Genomic DNA, 17440 nt, shown 5'->3' with positions numbered 1-17440 from the left:
GGGACGGGAGGCGCGGTTCGTACGTGCGACGGACTCAGACGCGTCCGCGGCGGCGGACGCCGCGGGCGAGCCGCGACAGACCCAGCAGGAGGAAGCCGAGCACCACCAGGCCACCCGCTGCCCCGGCGAGCGGGGCCACGTCGGCACCGGTGAACGCGAGCGCACCGGACCCGGAACCTGTCCCGCTCCCGTTCCCGGACCCGTTGCCGCCGGTCCCGGGCGCGCCCGGCGTCCCGGGCGTCCCGGGCGTTCCGGGTGTGCCGGGCGTTCCGGGCGTTCCGGGCGTCCCAGGCGTGCCGGGTCCACCCGGCACCGCGGCGTCGACCACGACCGCGACCGACTGCACGGCCGACGTCGCACCCGCCACCGTCTGCGTCACGCGGATGGTGTGCTGCCCGACCGCCAGTCGCAGGACGACCGACCAGGTGCCGTCCTCGGCCGAAGTCGTCGTGACGGGCGTGCCGTCGTCGGCGACGACCGTGACGGTCGCTCCCGGCTCGGCGGTCCCGGTGACCCGCCAGTCGACGGTCCCGGCGGCCGAGGCCGTCTGGTGCGCGCCCGGCGTGGGCGAGGTGACCGCGAGCGGCTCCACCGCGTCGACCACGATCGGGACCGGCTGCGAGACCGTCGTCGTGCCGTTCACGGACTGCGACGCCTCGATGGTCCACTCCCCCTCGGGGACGCGGTCGAACGTGACGCTCCAGTCGCCGTCGGCGTCCGCGGTCGTGGTGCGGACCTGCCCGTTCGACAGGCGCACCGTGACGAGCGCTCCCGGTGTGGCGTGCCCGGTCACCGTGAAGCTGCCGGTGTCGCCGGTGCCCGTCGCGGGGATGAGCTGGCCGGGGACCGGGCTCGTGATGGTCACGTCGGTCGGCTGGGCGACCACGACCCGCACGGTGCTCGTCACCGGGTCGGAGGTCACGCCGCCGACGGTCTCCGTGACCGACACGGTGTGGGTGCCCGGCGGGACCCGGGTGACGGTGACGGTCCACGAACCGTCTCCACCCGCGGTCGTCGTCGCGGTCCGGCCGTCGATGTCGACGGAGACCGTGGCGCCCGGCTCGGCGGTGCCGCTGACCGGGATCGACGTCGTGGCACCGGTGGTCGGGACGACCTGGCCGTCGGTCGGGCTGGTGACCCTGACCGGTGCGGCCGCGGCGACGGAGAACCCGACCTGCGGGGCGTTCGTCGTCGTCCCGCCGACCGTCTGCGCGGCGGCGATCGTGTGCGGGCCGGTGCCGACGTCCGGCACTGTGACGGCCCACTCGCCGTCGCCGTCTGCCGTCGTCGTGACCGGGGTCCCGCCGTCGACGCGGACCGAGACGGCCGCGTTCGGGGCGGAGACACCGGTGACCCGGACGTCCGTGGTGCCGCCGAGCACGCGGTAGGCGGTGCCGTTCTCCGGGGAGGTGACGACGATCGCGTCCACCGCGGCGACCTCCACCGTCAGGTCGCGCTCGATCGGCGACGACGTCGTGCCGTTCACGACCTGCGTGACGACGATCGTGTGGTCGCCGGCGTCGAGACCGGTGAGCTCGGTCGACCAGCGGCCGTCCGGGCCGACCGGGACCTGGACGGGGTCGCCGTCGTCGGTCACGATCCGCACGGTACCGCCGGGCTGCCCCTGGCCGCTGACCGGGATGCTCGCGGTCGTGGTGCCGGCCGGCACGGTCACGGTGTCGCCGTCAGCAGGGGTGTCGACCGTCAGCGCTGCACCCGCGGCGACCGTGAAGGTCGTCGAGACCGGCGCCGAGGTCGATCCCGCGACCGTCTGGGTGGCACGGACGGTGTGCTCACCGGTGCCGAGGCCCTCGAGGTCGACGGACCAGGTGCCGGCCGCGGTCGCCGTCACGGTCCGGGGGTCGCCCCCGTCGACCGCCACCCGGACGGTGGCCAGCGGCTCGGCGGCGCCGTTCGCGGTCACGGTCGCGATCGAGTCCTGCTGCGCGACGCGCACGGTCGACCCGTTCGCCGGGGTGGCGATCGTGATCGGGTCAGCGACGAGCACCCGGATGCCGACGGTGACCGGGGCGGAGACGGTGTCACCGATCCGCTGCGTGACGCTGACCGTCGGGGTGCCCGCGGGCACGTCGGGCACCGAGACGCTCCAGTTGCCGCCGGTGTCCGCGGTGGTGGACTCGCTGCGTCCGCCGCCGAGGTCGACCACGACGGTCGCACCGGGCTCCGCCGTCCCGCTGACGTCGACCGTGGTGGTCGCGCCCTCGCCGGCGACGGTGTACTCCTGGCCTGCCGTCGGTTCGGCGATCTCGACCGGGGCTCCGGCCTCGATCTCGAAGGCCGACTCGACCGGGGTGGTGGACGTGGACCCGTCGACCGTCTGCGTGACGCTGACGTCGTGCGTGCCGACGCCGAGGTCCGGCACGTCGACGCTCCACGCGCCGTCGTCACCGGCGGTGACCTCGACGGGGTCGCGGTCGTCGACGGTGACCGTGACGGTGGCGCCCGGCTGGGCGTCACCGGCGATCGTCACCGTGGTGGTGGCGTCGCCGTCCGCGACGGTGATCGGGTCCTCGCCGGGCTGGCGGACGGTCAGGTCGGCCGCGGCGACGACGGACACCGGTCGTGCGACCGCCGCGCTCGTCGTCCCGTTCACGGCTTGGGTGACCTCCGCCGTCCACGAACCGGTTGGCACGTCCTCGACCGTCGTGGCCCAGTCCCCGTCGTCGTCGACCCGTGCCGTCGCGGTCCCGCCGTCACCGAGGTCGACCGTGACGGTCGCCCCGGGCTGGCCGGTGCCGGCGAACCGCACGTCGGTCGTGGCGTCGTCGTCGGCCACCGTCACGGAGGCGGCCCCGGCCGGGGTCGTCACCGTGAGCGGTGCACCGGCGCGGACCGACACCGCCGCGGTGACGGGTGCCGACGTCTGCCCGCCGACGACCTGCGTCGCGCGGACCGTGTAGTCGCCGACCGGGACGTCCGCGAACGTCGTCTCCCAGGCGCCGTCGGCAGCGGCGGTCACCTCGTCGGAGTCGCCGTTCGACAGCGTCACCGTGACGGTGGCCCCGCCCTGTGCCCGTCCCGCGGCCCGCACGTCGGCCGTGCCGGCCGCGTCGGCGACCGTCAGGACGGCGCCGTTCGTCGGAGCGGTCAGGGAGAGCGCGGTCCCGGCACGGACGGCGACGGTCTGTGCGGGACTGGAGGCGCTGGTCCCGCCGACCGTCTGGGTCGCGGTGAGCGTCGGGTCACCGACACCGACCCCGCCGAACGTGACCGTCCAGTCGCCGTCGCCGTCGCCGTCCGCGGTGGTGGTCGCCTCGTCGTCGCCGAGTCGCACCGTGACCGGAGCGTTCGGCTCGGCCGTCCCGGTGACCGTGACGTCACGCGTCGCGTCGGCGTCCGGGACGAGCAGCACGGCGCCGGCGGCCGGGGTCGTCACCGTGACCGCGTCCGCGGCCTCGATCGTGACGGTGCGCGTCGCCGGGTCGGAGACCGCCGGGGACGAGACCGTCCCGGGCAGCGTCTGCGTCACCGACACCGGGTGCTCGCCGACGGCGAGGTCCGGGAAGGTCACCGACCAGGTGCCGTCCGGGGCGACCGTCGTCCGCTGGTCGTCCTCACCGGTCGTGCTCGCGGTCACCGCGGCGCCGGGCTGGCCGGTGCCGGAGACCGTCACGTCACGTCGGACGTCGTCGCCCGCGACCGTGATCGGCGCCGTGCCGGGGGTGGTGATCGCGAGCTGCGCGGCCGTGACGACCTGGAACGTGGTCGGGATCGCGGTGGTGACCACGCCCTCGACGCTCTGGCTCGCGTTCACCGTGTACGTGCCGGTGGGTGCGAGACCGGTGGCGTCGACACTCCACACGCCGTCGCCGTCGGCCGTGGTGGTGAACTGCGTGTCCGGGCCGAGCGAGACCGTGATGTCCGCGTCCGGCTCCGAGGTGCCGGAGATCGGGACGGTCGCGGTCGCGTCGCCGTCGACGACGACGAAGCGCGAACCGACGGCCGGCGAGTCGATCGCGACGGCGGTCCCCGGCACGACGGTGAAGTCGCGCGTCACCGTGGGTCCGGTCGTGCCGTTCACGGTCTGCACGGCGGTGACGGTGTGGTCGCCGATGCCGAGCTGCGTCGGGTCGGTCGCCCAGTTGCCGGAGCCGTCGGCGACCACGTCGACCGGGTCGCCGTCGTCGACCGTGACCCGCACGCTCGCACCCGGCTCGGCGGTGCCGCGCACGACGACGCCGATCTGGCCGCCCGCTCCCGCGGGGACCTCCTGCGCGTCCGTCGGCGACTCGATCACCAGGTCGTCGGCGACGGCGATCGCGAAGTCCCGGTCGACGGCTGCGGACGTCTGCCCGCCGACCGTCTGCGTGACGCTCGCGGTGTGGTCGCCCGCGCCGACGTCCGGCAGGGTCACCGACCACGCACCGTCGTCGCCGGCGGTCGTGGTGACCGGGTCGCCCGTCCCGTCGAGGACGACGCTGATGCCGGCGCCCGGCTGCGCGGTGCCCGAGACGACGACGTCGATCGTCGAGTCGTCGGTCGCGACGTCGGTCGTGCCGTCCTGGGTCGGCGAGGTCACGGCGAGCGCCGCGCCGGCGACGACCGTCACGACCTCGCGCACGGCCGGCGAGGTGGTCCCGCCCACGGTCTGCGTCGCCTGGATCGTGTACCGGCCGACCGGGACGTCCTGGACCGTGGCGGTCCAGTCCCCGTCGCCGTTCGCGGTCGCGGTGGCGGTCAGCCCGCCGCCGAGCGAGATCGCGACGTCGGCGCCGGGCTCGGCGGTACCGGTCACGTCGAGGTCGGTCGTCGTGTCCGCGTCGAGCACGGTGACGGTGGCACCGGGTGCCGGGGCGGTGATCGCGATCGGGTCACCGGCGGCGACGGTGAAGTCGCTCGTCACGGGGCCGGAGGTCGTCCCGCCCACGGTCTGCCGAGCGGTCGCGGTGCGGTCGCCGACCGGGACGCCCTGGAAGGTCGCCTCCCAGTCGCCGTCGCCGTTCGCGGTCACCGTCGCGGTGAAGGACCCGCCGATGCCGACCGTGACCTGCGCGTTCGGTGCGGCGGTGCCGGACACCGTGACGGGCGTGGTCGAGGTCGGGTCCGCGACGGTGATCGTGCTGCCGTCCTCGGGTGCGTCGATCGTCAGCGCCGGGGCGGCCGTGACCGTGAAGGCACGTGTCACGGGGGCACTCGTCGAGGACCCGACGGTCTGCGTCACCTGGGCGGAGTACGACCCCGCGGGGACACCCGTCACCGTCGTCGACCAGGTACCGCCGGCGTTCGCCGTGGTCGTGGCCGTGCGGCCGCCACCGAGGTCGACGTCGACCCGGGCGCCGGGCTGCGCCGAACCGGAGAACGGCACGTCGCGGGTGGTCCCGGCGAGCGGGAAGTCCTGGCCGGCCGTCGGGCTGTCGACCGTGAGGCCGGCTGCGGCGACGACCCGGAAGGCCCGCGTCACGGGCGCCGAGGTGGTGTCCCCGACGGTCTGCGTCACGCTCGCGGTCGGTTCGCCGATCGGGACGTTCGGCACCGTGATGCTCCACGCGCCGCTCGCGTTCGCCGTGCCGGTCGCGGTGAGGCCGCCGCCGAGGTCGACGTCGATGCGGGCGTTCGCGGTCGCGGTGCCGGTCAGGGTCACCGGCGCGGTGGCGCCGGTGGTCGTGAAGGTCTGCCCCGCGGTCGGCGTCGAGATGGTCAGGGCCTGCTGCGCGACGACCGAGAACTGCTGCGTGGCCGAGCCCGCCGCTGCTCCCCCGACGGTCTGGGTCGCGGTCGCGGTGTACGAGCCGGTCGGCACGTTCGCCACCGAGGTGCTCCACGTCCCGTTGGCCGCCACGGTCGCGGTGCCCGTCCGGCCGCCGCCGAGGGTCACGGCGATCGTGGCTCCGGGTTCGCCGGCGCCGCCGACGGTGACACTGCGGGTGGAGGACGCCGTCGGCACGCTGAACACCTGGTTCGCGGTCGGGGCCGTGATCGTCGGCGCGACGAAGGCCGAGGCCCGCACGGTCGACGTGGCGAGGTCGACGGTGGCGACGTTCGCCCCCGGCAGGATCGACAGCCGCAGGGCGTGCACGCTCCGCGAGCCGGGGTCGTACCCGCGGCCGTCGCGGAACCCGGTCGCGGTGTCCTGCGCGTTGACGGTGAGGTCGACGACCTGGCGGAGGAGCAGGACGACCGGCGACAGCAGCGTCGCCACGGCTGTGGTCGTGGTGGTCAGGGTGGTGCCGAGCTGCGTGAGGGCGGTCCCGCCGATGATCGGCCGGAGCGCGGTCTGCAGGGTCGGGACGACGATGCCGGAGACGACCGGCGCGAGCACGGTGCCGAGGGGCAGCGGCAGGCCGACGAGGCTCCCCGATGCGGTGACGGTCGGGTTCGCCGTCGCGGTGCCGGCCAGCGCGCCGAGGGTCGTGTCGACCTGCAGACCGATCGCGGCCGCCGACTGCCCGAGGACGGTGGCGTTGGTGGCGATGTTCACGCGCACCGCGGTGGAGTTGATCGTGTTGACGACCGCCGTCTGCAGCGTGGTGGGCAGCTGCGTGCCGAGGATCGTGGCGATGCTCTGGTTGATCGAGTCCACGGCGACCGTCGTCAGCACCGGGGTGTTCGCGGGCTGGCCGTTGAGGGCCGTGAGCTTGTCGAGGTCGACCGTGATCGTGCCGGTCGCCGGGACGATCGTCACGGCGCCGTCCGTGAGCGGCTGCTGGAGGACCTGGGTGAGGGTGCCGTCGAGGTTGAGGTTCACGTTCGCGGTGATGGTGGTGCCGCTCACGTTCACCGTGCCGAGCAGCGCCTGGCGGAGGAGCGTCTGGATCTGGCCGGACACCGCTGCGGTGGTGCCCTGCAGCGCTCCCCCGGTGCCGAAGACGCCGTTCACCGAACCCGACACCGTGCGGAGCTCGTCACGGAGCGAGGTCGTCAGCCCCTGGACGGCGGGGCTCGTCAGCGTGAGGTCGGCTCCGGCGATCCGGTAGTCGCTCGTGGTGCTGACCGTCGCGCCGCGCGTCGCGGACAGGGTCGAGGCGAGCGCCCCGACACGCAGCTGCGCGTTCGAGAGCACCGTCGTGTCGGCACCGACCCGGCTGAAGAGCGGGTTGAGGTCGAGCGTCGACGCCCCGGTGCCGATCCCGGTCCCGACGCCGATGCCGCCGTCGTTCGTCAGGAGGCCGGAGGACGCCGTCGCACCGTTCGCCGAGGTCGTCGCGTACTGGCCGGCCACCCCGAGGGTGAGGATGCCGTTCGCCCCGAGCAGGTCGATGTCGTTGCCGAGGTCCACCCCCACGGTGTTCAGGGCCTCGACGTTGAGCGGCTGGTTCGTCGTCCCGCCGCCGGTCGTCGCACCGCGCGCGGAGTAGGCGCCGCCGAGCTGGGCGATGCCGTCGACGTCCACGATGCCCGAGCCGCTGAGCAGGAGCCCCTCGGCCTCGGAGACGTCGGTCTGTGCAGCCGCAGCGGGTTGGATCGCCACGGTGGCGGCGAGGAGCGCCGTCACCGTGGCGATGACGCCGCCGCGCAGGAGGAGACGCCGATCGTCCGATGCTCGTCGTCGAGCTCGGCCGCCAGCACCGAAGATCCGTCGTGTCCAGTCGCCCGCCGTCGTGGGTACACGGGTACCCCGCAGCGACACGTGCCTGCGCATGCGTGTCTCTTTTCCTGGCGAGCGCGCTCGCCACCTGATCCGGAACTCCCCCGCTGGTGAGGCGGTGGAGGGTCAGGAGCCCTGGTTGGGGGTTCCTGAGGGCGATCTTTGCACACGATCAGGTTGCTGTCCGCAACCCGTTACGAAAGAGACACCGGGCGCACGAAAAGACTCCTCACGCACCCGCACCGGGACAGACACAGCCCCGGTTACCCTCCCCGGGAACGGAAAAGACTCCTCACGCACCCGCCAGAGCCCGGTTACCCTTGCTGCGTTTCCGCCCTGGGGGAGTTGGCCTGGATGGCGTCACGTGAGGAGCCGCCGAGAAGTCTACCGGACGCGACGGGCAAGATCGGACACATGAAGATCGCCATCGCCGGAGGCCACGGCCAGATCGCCCTCCTCCTCGCCCGCCAGATCACCGACGCCGGCCACGACGCCGTCGCCATCGTCCGCAACCCCGCGCACGTCACCGACGTGGAGCAGCAGGGCGGACGGGCGATCGTCGCGGACCTCGAGCAGCTCGACGACGACGAACTCGGGCTCCGGCTGCGCGGGGTCGACGCGGTGGTGTTCGCCGCCGGGGCCGGTCCGGGGAGCGGCGCCGAGCGGAAGCTCTCGGTCGACCGGGACGGGGCGATCCTCCTGGCGGACGCGGCCGAGCGCGCCGGCATCCGCCGCTACGTGATGATCTCGGCGATGGCGGCGGACTCGTACGACCCGGAGCGTGCGGTCGTGCCCGCCCGGTCCGAGGCCGATGTCTTCCAGGTGTACCTCCGCGCGAAGGCCGAGGCGGACGCGAACCTGCGGGCGCGGAGCCTCCGGTGGACGATCGTCCGACCCGGGGGCCTGCTCGACACGCCGCCCCAGGGCACGGTCGACGTCGGCGCCACGGTCCCCCGCGGCACGATCCCACGCTCGGACGTCGCGGCGGTGGTGCTCCACGCGCTCCTCGACGACACCGCGGTCGGCGTGCAGTTCGAGGTCACGAGCGGCGACACCCCGATCCCCGCCGCGGTCGCGTCGCTCGGCTGACGCCCGCCGACGGCAGCGGCGTCGAACCACGGATCCGACGTCGAACCGGGCGACGACGGTGGTTCGACGTCGGATTCATGGTTCGATCGCGGCGCCGCGCCCGCCGCAAGCGCGCCGCGGCGCCGCGCGCGCGGCGCCGCGCCTCAGAGCGCGACCGCAGCCGACTGCCGGGCGATCTCCAGTTCCTCGTTCGTCGGGATCACGAGCACCGCGACGCGCGACGTGTCCGTGGAGATGAGCCGCGCCTCCCGAGATGCCAACTCGTTGCGGTCCGCGTCGATCTCGATGCCCAGGTGCTCGAGCCCGGCGAGCACGCGCCGGCGCAGCAGCGCGTTGTTCTCGCCGACGCCCGCGGTGAAGACCACCGCGTCCAGCCCGCCGAGCTGCGCCGTGTAGGCGCCGACGTACCGACGGATCCGGTGCCGGTACACGGCGAGCGCTGCCTCGGCCACCTCGTCGCCGTGCAGCGCCGCGTCCTGCACGTCGCGCATGTCCCCGTTGCCGGTCAGGCCGAGCAGCCCGGACTCCTTGTTGAGCATGGTGTCGAGCTCGTCGAAGGAGAGCCCGGCCTCGCGGTGGAGGTGGATGAGGACCGCGGGGTCGAGGTCTCCGGAGCGGGTGCCCATCACGAGACCCTCGAGCGGGGTGAGGCCCATCGAGGTCTCGATCGAGCGTCCACCGTCGATCGCCGCGGCGGACGCCCCGTTGCCGAGGTGCAGCACGATCGTCTTGAGCTCGGCGAGCGGACGGCCGAGGAACTCTGCCGCCTGCTCGGACACGTACTTGTGGCTCGTCCCGTGCATGCCGTAGCGGCGGATCGCGTACTTCGCGGCGAGGTCGGCCGGGATCGCGTACGTGTAGGCGTGCGGCGGCATCGTCTGGTGGAACGCGGTGTCGAACACGGCGACCTGCGGCACGTCCGAGAAGACCTGCTTCGCGGCGCGGATCCCCTCGAGGTTCGCCGGGTTGTGCAGCGGCGCGAGGCTGTTCAGCTCCTCGATCTGCCGCTCGACCTCGTCCGTCACCACGGTGGCCCGGTCGAAGGTGGTGCCGCCGTGCACGACGCGGTGGCCGACCACGGCGGGCGGGTGCGCGTCGAAGGACGGCCCGACCTTCGCGAAGGCGTCGATCATGGCCTGGAAGCCGGCCGCGTGGTCGGCCACCGGGGTCGAGTCGTTCGACGAGGACTCCCCCGTGAGCGCGTTGGTGTGCTTCCACGCCCCCGTCGACTCGCCGATGCGTTCGACGAGCCCGGAGGCGAGCGTGCGCTCCCCCTCGAGCTCGATGAGCTGGTACTTGAACGAACTCGATCCGGAGTTCACGACGAGGGCTGCGGTCACGGGATGGGTCACTTTCTCGGTCGGACGGGAGGCGCGGTGCGGGTCGCGCGGGTCAGCCCGCGTCGGTCGCGGTGCCGGCCTGGATCGCGGTGATCGCGACGGTGTTGACGATGTCGCCGACGAGCGCACCGCGGGAGAGGTCGTTGATCGGCTTGCGCAGACCCTGCAGGACCGGGCCGATCGCCACGGCACCGGCCGAGCGCTGCACGGCCTTGTACGTGTTGTTGCCCGTGTTGAGGTCGGGGAAGATGAACACCGTGGCGCGGCCCGCGACGGGCGAGTCCGGCATCTTCGTCGACGCGACCGTCGGGTCGGCGGCGGCGTCGTACTGGATCGGCCCCTCGACGAGCAGGTCCGGGCGGCGCTCGCGCACGAAGGCGGTGCCGGCGCGGACCTTGTCGACGTCCGCTCCCGAGCCGCTGTCGCCCGTCGAGTAGCTGAGCATCGCCACGCGCGGGTCGATGCCGAACTGCGTCGCGGTCTCGGCGGACGAGATCGCGATGTCCGCGAGCTGCTCGCTCGTCGGGTCGGGGATGACCGCGCAGTCGCCGTAGACGAGGACCCGGTCGGCGAGGGCCATCAGGAAGACGCTCGACACGATCGAGGTGTCCGGCCGGGTCCTGATGATCTCGAACGACGGCCGGATCGTGTGCGCCGTGGTGTGCTTCGCGCCGGAGACCATGCCGTCGGCGAGCCCGAGCTGCACCATCATCGTGCCGAAGTAGGACACGTCGGTCACGGTGTCGCGGGCGAGCTCGATCGACATGCCCTTGTGCGCCCGGAGGCGGGTGTACTCCTCGGCGAAGCGCTCGCGGAGCTCGGGGTCGAACGGGGAGACGAGCTGCGCGGCGTCGAGGTCGAGGCCGAGCTCGGTCGCCCGGGTCCGGATCGCGGCGGGGTCGCCGAGGATCGTGAGCTCGCACACCTGACGCTGCAGGAGCGTCGACGCGGCGCGGAGGATGCGGTCGTCCTCCCCCTCGGGCAGGACGATGCGCTTGCCGTACCCGCGGGCCCGGTCGAGCAGTCCGTGCTCGAACATGAGCGGCGTCACGACCCCGGAGGGCGTGAGCTGCAGGCGGTCGCGCAGGGCGTCGGCGTCGACGTGCTGCTCGAACAGCGCGAGCGCGAGGTCGGCCTTGCGGGGCGAGTCCGCCGCGAGCCGTCCGCGGGTCTGGGTGATGCGGAGCGCGGTGTCGTAGGTGCCGAGGTCGTTCTGCGCGATCGGCAGCGAGCTCGACAGCCCCTCGAGCAGGCGGGAGATCTGCGGTGCCGTCTCGAAGCCGCCGTTGAGGATCACCCCGGCGAGGCTCGGGAAGGTCTCGGACTGGTTCGCGAGGAGCGTCGCGATGAGGACGTCGCTGCGGTCCCCCGGGACGACGACGATCCCGCCCTCGATCAGGCGCGGCAGGACGTTCTCCATGCTCATGCCGGCGACGACGGTGCCGAGGGCCTCGCGGTCGAGCAGCGCTTCGTCGCCGCGCACCAGGGTCGCCCCGGTGGCCTCGAGCAGGGCGCGGACGGTCGGCGCGACGAGGACACGGTCCTCGGGGATGGCCCACACGGGCAGGTCGGGGTGGTCGTCGCTGACGGCCTGCCGGACGCTCGACACGACCGACGGCAGGGCATCGGGGTCGGCACGGTTCACGACGATGCCGAACAGCTGGGCGTGCGCGGCGCGGAGCTCGCTCGTCGTGACGTCGGCGACCTGGGCCATGTCCTCGGGGGTGCGGGCACCGCGTTCGGCGGCGTCGCGGCCACCGAGCACGAGCAGCACCGGAGCGCCCAGGTTGACCGCGACCTTGGCGTTGAACGACAGTTCCGTGGGGCTGCCGACGTCTGTGTAGTCCGACCCGAGCACCACGACCGCGTCGCACTGCCGCTCGACCTGGGCGAAGCGGGTGACGATCGTCGCGAGCGCCGCGTCCGGGTCGGCGTGCACGTCGTCGTAGGTGACGCCGACCGCGTCGTCGTAGGAGATGCCGACCGCGGTGTGCTGCAGCAGGAGCTCGAGCACGTAGTCCGGCTCGTCGACGGAGCGGGCGACCGGTCGGAACACCCCGACCCGTCCGACCGAGCGTGCGAGGGTCTCGAGGACACCGAGGGCGACGGTGCTCTTGCCCGTGTGTCCTTCTGCTGACGTGATGTAGATGCGGGTCGACACGCGTCCAGGGTAGTCGGCGCACACGGCACGACATCTGGGAGCCCCGGCACTTCCGACACGCGGTCGTGAGCACTCCGGAGAACCTGTACCATTGGGTGTCGTCGTCGGAAGACGGCGCCAGGAGAATTCGCCTAGTGGCCTATGGCGCACGCTTGGAAAGCGTGTTGGGTGCAAGCCCTCGGGGGTTCGAATCCCCCATTCTCCGCCAGAGCACGGAACGCCCCGGGAACCGATCGGTTCCCGGGGCGTTCGTCGTCCGGAGCACTCCGGCGCACTCCGGACAGGACGGTCCCCCACCCGGCGGACCCCGCCGAACCCCGTTCGCCATGGACTGGCCGGGAAACGATGCCGAGGGGTGGAACGGGCTGTCCCCGATACCCGTCGGTCGCCTAGACTGACCCGAAGGACGGCCCCGGGACGGGTCGGACACGGTGCACGGAGCGGCAGGGGCGCGCTCCCCGGGCGAGCGTCGAACGCTGCCCGGGCACCCGAGGGACGAGGAGTCCACGTGGGGGACCTGACGGCGCCGGCAGCAGCTCGGCCGAGCGCGACCGTGTACGACGTGGTCCTCCGGCCGCGTCGCTCGCTCGTGCGCTCGACGATCCTGAGCGTCGTGTTCTCGGCCGTCCCCCTCGCCGTCGCCCTCGTCTGGGTCTCCCTCCCGATGCGCCTCTGGCCGGTCGTCACGGGTGCGGTCATCCTGCTCGCGGCCGCCGTCGCCGTCGTCTTCGTGCGCCTCGGCACCGCGTTCATCGGCATCGACCCGGTGGCGATCACGGTGCGCGGCGTCCTCACGCAGAACCGTCGGGTGGACCGCGACCGCGTCCACAGCCTGGTCCTCGCCACCACGTACGGCAGCGCGGTCGAGCGCACGACGCGCGAGCTCATCGCCCTCGACGCCGCCGGCGCCCACTTGTTCCGCCTCCGCGCCGACACCTGGAGCGACGCCGGCATCGACAGCATCGTGGACGCCCTCGGCGTGCAGGTCACCGACGAGACCCGGCCGATGTCGATCCGCGAGTTCGTGCGGCGCTACCCGGCGAGCCGGTCCTGGTACGAGCAGCGCGGAGCGTACGTCGCCGTCGGTGCGGTGGCGGTCCTCGCGGTCGCCGGGCTGCTCGTGGTCGAGACCACCGGCCTCCTCGGCTGACCCCTCAGCGACGGCGGCGCAGGGTCGAGAAGATCCCCTGCACGACCTCCTTGGCGATCGTCCTGCCCAGCCCGGACCCGAGCAGGTCCGACAGCGGGTCGTCCGCCTTCCGTGACGTCGTCGTCCGGGACGACGTGCGCCCCGACCGCCGCGCATCGGCAGCCCGTTCGGCTCGCTCGAACTCCCGCTGCGCCCGTTCGTACTCCTTCTGTGCCGCCGCTCGTTCGCGCGCCTCGGTCTTCTCCTTCGCGGCGGCCTCCTTCGCTGCGGCGGCAGCGGCGCGGGCCGCCTCCTTCTCCGCCTCGGCGGCAGCGGTCGCCGCGGCCTTCTCGGCGTCCGCGGCAGCCGCGTCCGCAGCGGCGGCCTCCATCCGGCGGGCGAGCATCTCGTACGCCGAGTCGGGATCGAGCCGCGTGCCGTAGGTGGGCAGGAGCGGGGATGCCTGCACCCGTGCCGTCATCTCGGCCGCGGGCATCGGGTCCATCGAGCCCTCGGGGGCTCGCAGGCGCGTCCAGGCCACCGGCGTCGGCGCGCCCTTCTCGTTCATCACGGTGACGATCGCCTCACCGGTGGCGAGCGAGGTCAGCACCTCCCCGAGGTCGTAGTCGCTCGTCGGGTAGGTCGACACCGTCGCGCGGAGTGCCTTCGCGTCGTCGGGGGTGTGCGCCCGCAGCTGGTGCTGGATCCGCGAGCCGAGCTGGGCGAGCACGTCGTTCGGGACGTCCTTCGGGGTCTGCGTGACGAAGAAGATCCCGACGCCCTTCGAACGGATGAGCCGGACCGTGCGGACGATCTGCTCGAGGAAGTCCGCCGACGCCCCGCTGAAGAGCAGGTGCGCCTCGTCGAAGAAGAACACGAGCTTCGGCTTGTCCTGGTCGCCCACCTCGGGGAGCTCGTTGAAGAGGTCGGCGAGGAGCCACATCAGGAACGTCGAGAAGACCTCGGGCTGGTCCTGCACGCCGGGCACCTCGAGCAGGCTGACGATCCCCCGGCCGTCGGCGGCGGTGCGGAGGAACACGGTCGTGTCGATCTCCGTCTCGCCGAAGAACTGGTCGGCGCCCTTGTCGGCGAAGGTGATCAGCTCGCGGAGGATCACCCCGGCGGTCTGCTTCGACAGTCCGCCGAGCTCGGCGAGCTCCGCCTTGCCCTGGTCGCTCACGAGGAAGGTCAGCACGCTCCGTAGGTCGGACAAGTCGACGAGCGGCAGCCCGGCCCGCTCGGCGTAGTGGAACACGAGCCCGAGGGAGGACTCCTGCGTGTCGTTCAGCCCGAGCACCTTCGACAGCAGGAGCGGTCCGAACCCGGACACGGTCGCACGGATCGGCACGCCGGTCCCCTGCCCGCCGAGCGAGTAGAGCTCCGCCTCGCTCGCCACCGCGCGCCACTCCTGGCCGATCCCGGCGGTGCGCGCGAGGAGCTTGTCGTTCGGCGTGCCCGCGACCGCCAGCCCGGACAGGTCGCCCTTGATGTCGGCGGCGAAGACGGGCACCCCGTTCGCGGCGATCTGCTCGGCGAGGACCTGCAGCGTGCGCGTCTTGCCCGTGCCGGTCGCGCCCGCGACGAGACCGTGTCGGTTGAGCATGCCGAGCGGGATCCGGACCTGCACGTCGGGCACCGCGGCACCGTTCACGAGGGCGCCGAGCTGCAGCGCGCTGCCCTCGACCTCGTAGCCGGCGCGGATCGCCGCGACGGCGTCCGCGCCGAGCGGCCCCTCGGTGGTGGTCGGCTCGGGAGGCACGGTGCCGGTCGTCGACGTCGGCTCGCCCGCCGGGGCGGTCGCGTCCACCGCCGGGGCCGGGGAGTCGACGACCGCCGGCTCCGCGTCGGGGTCGAGCCGCGCCTCCTGGCCCTGCGCCACCGCGGCGGCGAGTTCCTCCGCCCGCTGCACCGCCTCGTCCGCGAGGCGCCGGGCCTCGTCGGCCGCCTGCTTCGCTGCCTCGGCCGCTGCCCGTGCCTGCGCCACCACGTCGCTCATGTCCACAGCATACGAACGGCCGGACGCTCCTGTCCGGCGCGTGCCGTGGCACCGTGCGACGGTCAGTGCGTGAGCGCCGGGACCGTCCTCGGTCGGACGACCGCCCAGAGCAGCACGATCGCGACGGCCGACGTGCACGCCATCACCGCTGCCATCGGGGTCGCCGTGGTGATGCCGATCCACCCGACCACGGGCGAGATGATCCCCGCCACGCCGAAGTTCAGCGCGCCGAGGAGCGAGGCGGCGGTGCCGGCCTCCTTGCCGTGGGCGGCGAGTCCGATCACCTGGACGAGCGGGAACGAGAAGCCGCACGCGGCGATGAAGAACCAGAGCGGCACGAGCACCCCGACCAGTCCGGCGCCGAGCTGGTCGAGCACCATGATCGCGACGGCGGCGAGGAACAGGGTCGCGGTCGAGCACGCGAGGATCCACTGCGGTCCGACGCGCTGCGCCAACCGCGCGGAGACCTGCACGCCGACGACGACGCCGACCGAGTTCACCGCGAACAGCAGACCGTACTGCTGCGCGTCGAGCCCGTACAGGCCCTGGAACAGGAACGGTGACGCGCTGAGGTACGAGAAGAGCCCGCTGAAGACCATCGCCCCGATGAGCGCGACCCCGACGAAGACGCGGTCGGAGAAGAGTGCCCGGTACCGCTGCCCGATGGTGGAGTGCCCGGCCTCGTGCCGACGTGCCGGCGGGAGCGTCTCGACGATGAGCAGGACCGCGGCGAGCACGACAGCGGCGCCGTAGCAGGCGAGGAAGACGAAGATCCCGTGCCAGCTCACGAACCGGAGCATCTGCGAGCCGATGAGCGGGGCGAGGATGGGCGCCAGGCCGTTCACCATCGCGAGGCGGGACAGCATCCGCACGAGCGGCTTGCCGCCGAACAGGTCGCGCACCGTCGCCATCGCCACGACGCCACCGGCCGCTGCGCCCATGCCCTGCAGGACGCGGAAGAGCGCCAGCACCTCGACGTTCGGTGCCAGTGCGGCTCCGAGTGACGCTGCGACGTGCAGGCTCGTCGCGATGATGAGCGGGAGCCGGCGACCGACCTTGTCGCTCCACGGGCCGACCAGCAGCTGTCCGGCCGCGAAGCCGAGCGTCGTCGCGGTGAGGGTGAGCTGCACCGCCCCGTCGGTGATGCCGAACTCGTCCTTGAGCGACGGGAACGCCGGCAGGTAGAGGTCGATCGTGAACGGTCCGAGCGCGGTGAGGGCGCCCAGGACGAAGACGTAGACGAGTCGCTGCCGGCGGGAGAGCGCGTCTCCCGGGTGCAGGACGACACGGAGCGAACCGGTGGTGGCGGGCGCGGTCACGAGCAGGAGTCCTTCGACGGTGAGGGGTGGGGAGGTGATCGCGGCGTCGATCGAATCGATTCGTCCGCGGAACCATCCTACGGGTCCCCCGAGCACCACCGCAGCAGTCCGGGGCGTTCTCCCGCGTGTTGCCACGGCTCCCGCCCCGCTCGGACGCGGCACATGCGGTACCGTCGGACTGCTCGCCGCCGGTCGACCGCCGGCGGACGTCGTCCCGCCCGTTCCGCCGGAACACCGGCGGGACGGAACCGGATCAGAAGGGGGTGGCGTCATGGTGGATGCCCGCATCCTGCACACGACCGCTGCCCTGCGCGAGGCAATCCTGCGACTGGCCGCCGACCGGCCGGTGTCCGAGATCACGGTCGCCGACGTCACCCGGGCGGCCGGCATCAACCGCGCCACGTTCTACTCGCACGCGGTCTCCCCCGGGTCGTTGCTCGCCGACGTCCTCACACCGGAGCTCGACCGCATCCGCGAGGACGACGCCGAGGTCCGACGCGCGGCGTTCGCCCGGGGTGCCGGCGTCGACGAGTTCGCGACGATCACCCGACGCGGCATCAACGCCGTCGTCGAGCACGTCGTCGCGCACCGCGAGATCTACGGCAAGGCGCTCCCGGACCCGAACGACGCGTCGCTGCACCGTCTCCTCGTGGAGCACTTCACGGTGTCGAGCGAGCAGCACATCCGCACGCTCGAGCGCGAGCACCGGCCGGAACTCCTCGACGACGTCGCCGCGGGCTTCGTGGCGCAGGGCTTCGTCGGCGCGATCGAGGCCTGGCTCGCCGGACCGCGGCGGTCGCGGAAGGCACTGGTCGACACGATCGTGCTGTCGTTCCCGTCGTGGTGGCGCTGACCGCCCT

Annotated in this window: 8 protein-coding genes, 1 tRNA gene and 1 other RNA gene; 4 read left to right on the top strand and 6 right to left on the bottom strand. The window is 73.2% G+C overall.

From position 1 onward, the window contains the following. Window positions 1–34: 34 nt before the first annotated feature. On the bottom strand, window positions 35–7600 hold the full coding sequence (locus tag ACIPKM_RS10860; RefSeq protein ID WP_402736717.1) for a choice-of-anchor G family protein: 7566 nt from the start codon (window positions 7598–7600) through the stop codon (window positions 35–37). Between the two features lie 226 nt (window positions 7601–7826). Then, window positions 7827–7923, bottom strand: an RNA gene (gene ffs / locus ACIPKM_RS10855) — signal recognition particle sRNA small type. 37 nt (window positions 7924–7960) lie between these two features. Between ffs and ACIPKM_RS10850 the strand changes: the two genes are divergently transcribed. Then, entirely contained in the window at window positions 7961–8635 is a 675-nt protein-coding gene (locus tag ACIPKM_RS10850) for an SDR family oxidoreductase (RefSeq protein WP_071302619.1), read from the top strand. Window positions 8636–8778: 143 nt separating this feature from the next. On the opposite strand, the gene ACIPKM_RS10845 is transcribed toward ACIPKM_RS10850, so the two are convergent. After that, window positions 8779–9975, bottom strand: coding sequence for an acetate/propionate family kinase (locus tag ACIPKM_RS10845; protein WP_402736716.1), 1197 nt, complete (start codon window positions 9973–9975; stop codon window positions 8779–8781). A 52-nt stretch (window positions 9976–10027) separates the two neighbouring features. After that, complete coding sequence (pta, locus tag ACIPKM_RS10840) at window positions 10028–12136, bottom strand: phosphate acetyltransferase (protein ID WP_402736715.1); 2109 nt, start codon at window positions 12134–12136, stop codon at window positions 10028–10030. A 120-nt stretch (window positions 12137–12256) separates the two neighbouring features. Between pta and ACIPKM_RS10835 the strand changes: the two genes are divergently transcribed. Beyond that, a tRNA-Ser gene (locus ACIPKM_RS10835) sits at window positions 12257–12344 on the top strand. 300 nt (window positions 12345–12644) lie between these two features. After that, complete coding sequence (locus ACIPKM_RS10830; RefSeq protein WP_070418396.1) at window positions 12645–13286, top strand: hypothetical protein; 642 nt, start codon at window positions 12645–12647, stop codon at window positions 13284–13286. 4 nt (window positions 13287–13290) lie between these two features. Here the strand turns inward: ACIPKM_RS10830 and ACIPKM_RS10825 are convergent, their stop codons facing one another. Continuing rightward, window positions 13291–15261: a helicase HerA-like domain-containing protein gene (locus ACIPKM_RS10825; protein WP_071295966.1), complete on the bottom strand. Its 1971-nt coding sequence runs from the start codon at window positions 15259–15261 to the stop codon at window positions 13291–13293. A 62-nt stretch (window positions 15262–15323) separates the two neighbouring features. Continuing rightward, window positions 15324–16580: a multidrug effflux MFS transporter gene (locus ACIPKM_RS10820; RefSeq protein ID WP_071295965.1), complete on the bottom strand. Its 1257-nt coding sequence runs from the start codon at window positions 16578–16580 to the stop codon at window positions 15324–15326. Window positions 16581–16851: 271 nt separating this feature from the next. Between ACIPKM_RS10820 and ACIPKM_RS10815 the strand changes: the two genes are divergently transcribed. Next, complete coding sequence (locus ACIPKM_RS10815; RefSeq protein ID WP_070418395.1) at window positions 16852–17433, top strand: TetR/AcrR family transcriptional regulator; 582 nt, start codon at window positions 16852–16854, stop codon at window positions 17431–17433. The last annotated feature ends 7 nt before the right edge of the window (window positions 17434–17440 follow it).

Source organism: Curtobacterium sp. NPDC086286 (assembly GCF_044746255.1).
In the GTDB taxonomy this organism is placed as follows: domain Bacteria; phylum Actinomycetota; class Actinomycetes; order Actinomycetales; family Microbacteriaceae; genus Curtobacterium.
Note: the sequence above shows the minus strand (reverse complement) of the source record. Positions and strands in the feature narration are given on the sequence as shown.

Bases quoted from the DNA above. Each gene is read 5' to 3' on its own strand.
- ACIPKM_RS10860 (WP_402736717.1), bottom strand. From the start codon at position 7,600: ATGCGCAGGCACGTGTCGCTGCGGGGTACCCGTGTACCCACGACGGCG.
- ACIPKM_RS10850 (WP_071302619.1), top strand. From the start codon at position 7,961: ATGAAGATCGCCATCGCCGGAGGCCACGGCCAGATCGCCCTCCTCCTC.
- ACIPKM_RS10825 (WP_071295966.1), bottom strand. From the start codon at position 15,261: ATGAGCGACGTGGTGGCGCAGGCACGGGCAGCGGCCGAGGCAGCGAAG.
- ACIPKM_RS10815 (WP_070418395.1), top strand. From the start codon at position 16,852: ATGGTGGATGCCCGCATCCTGCACACGACCGCTGCCCTGCGCGAGGCA.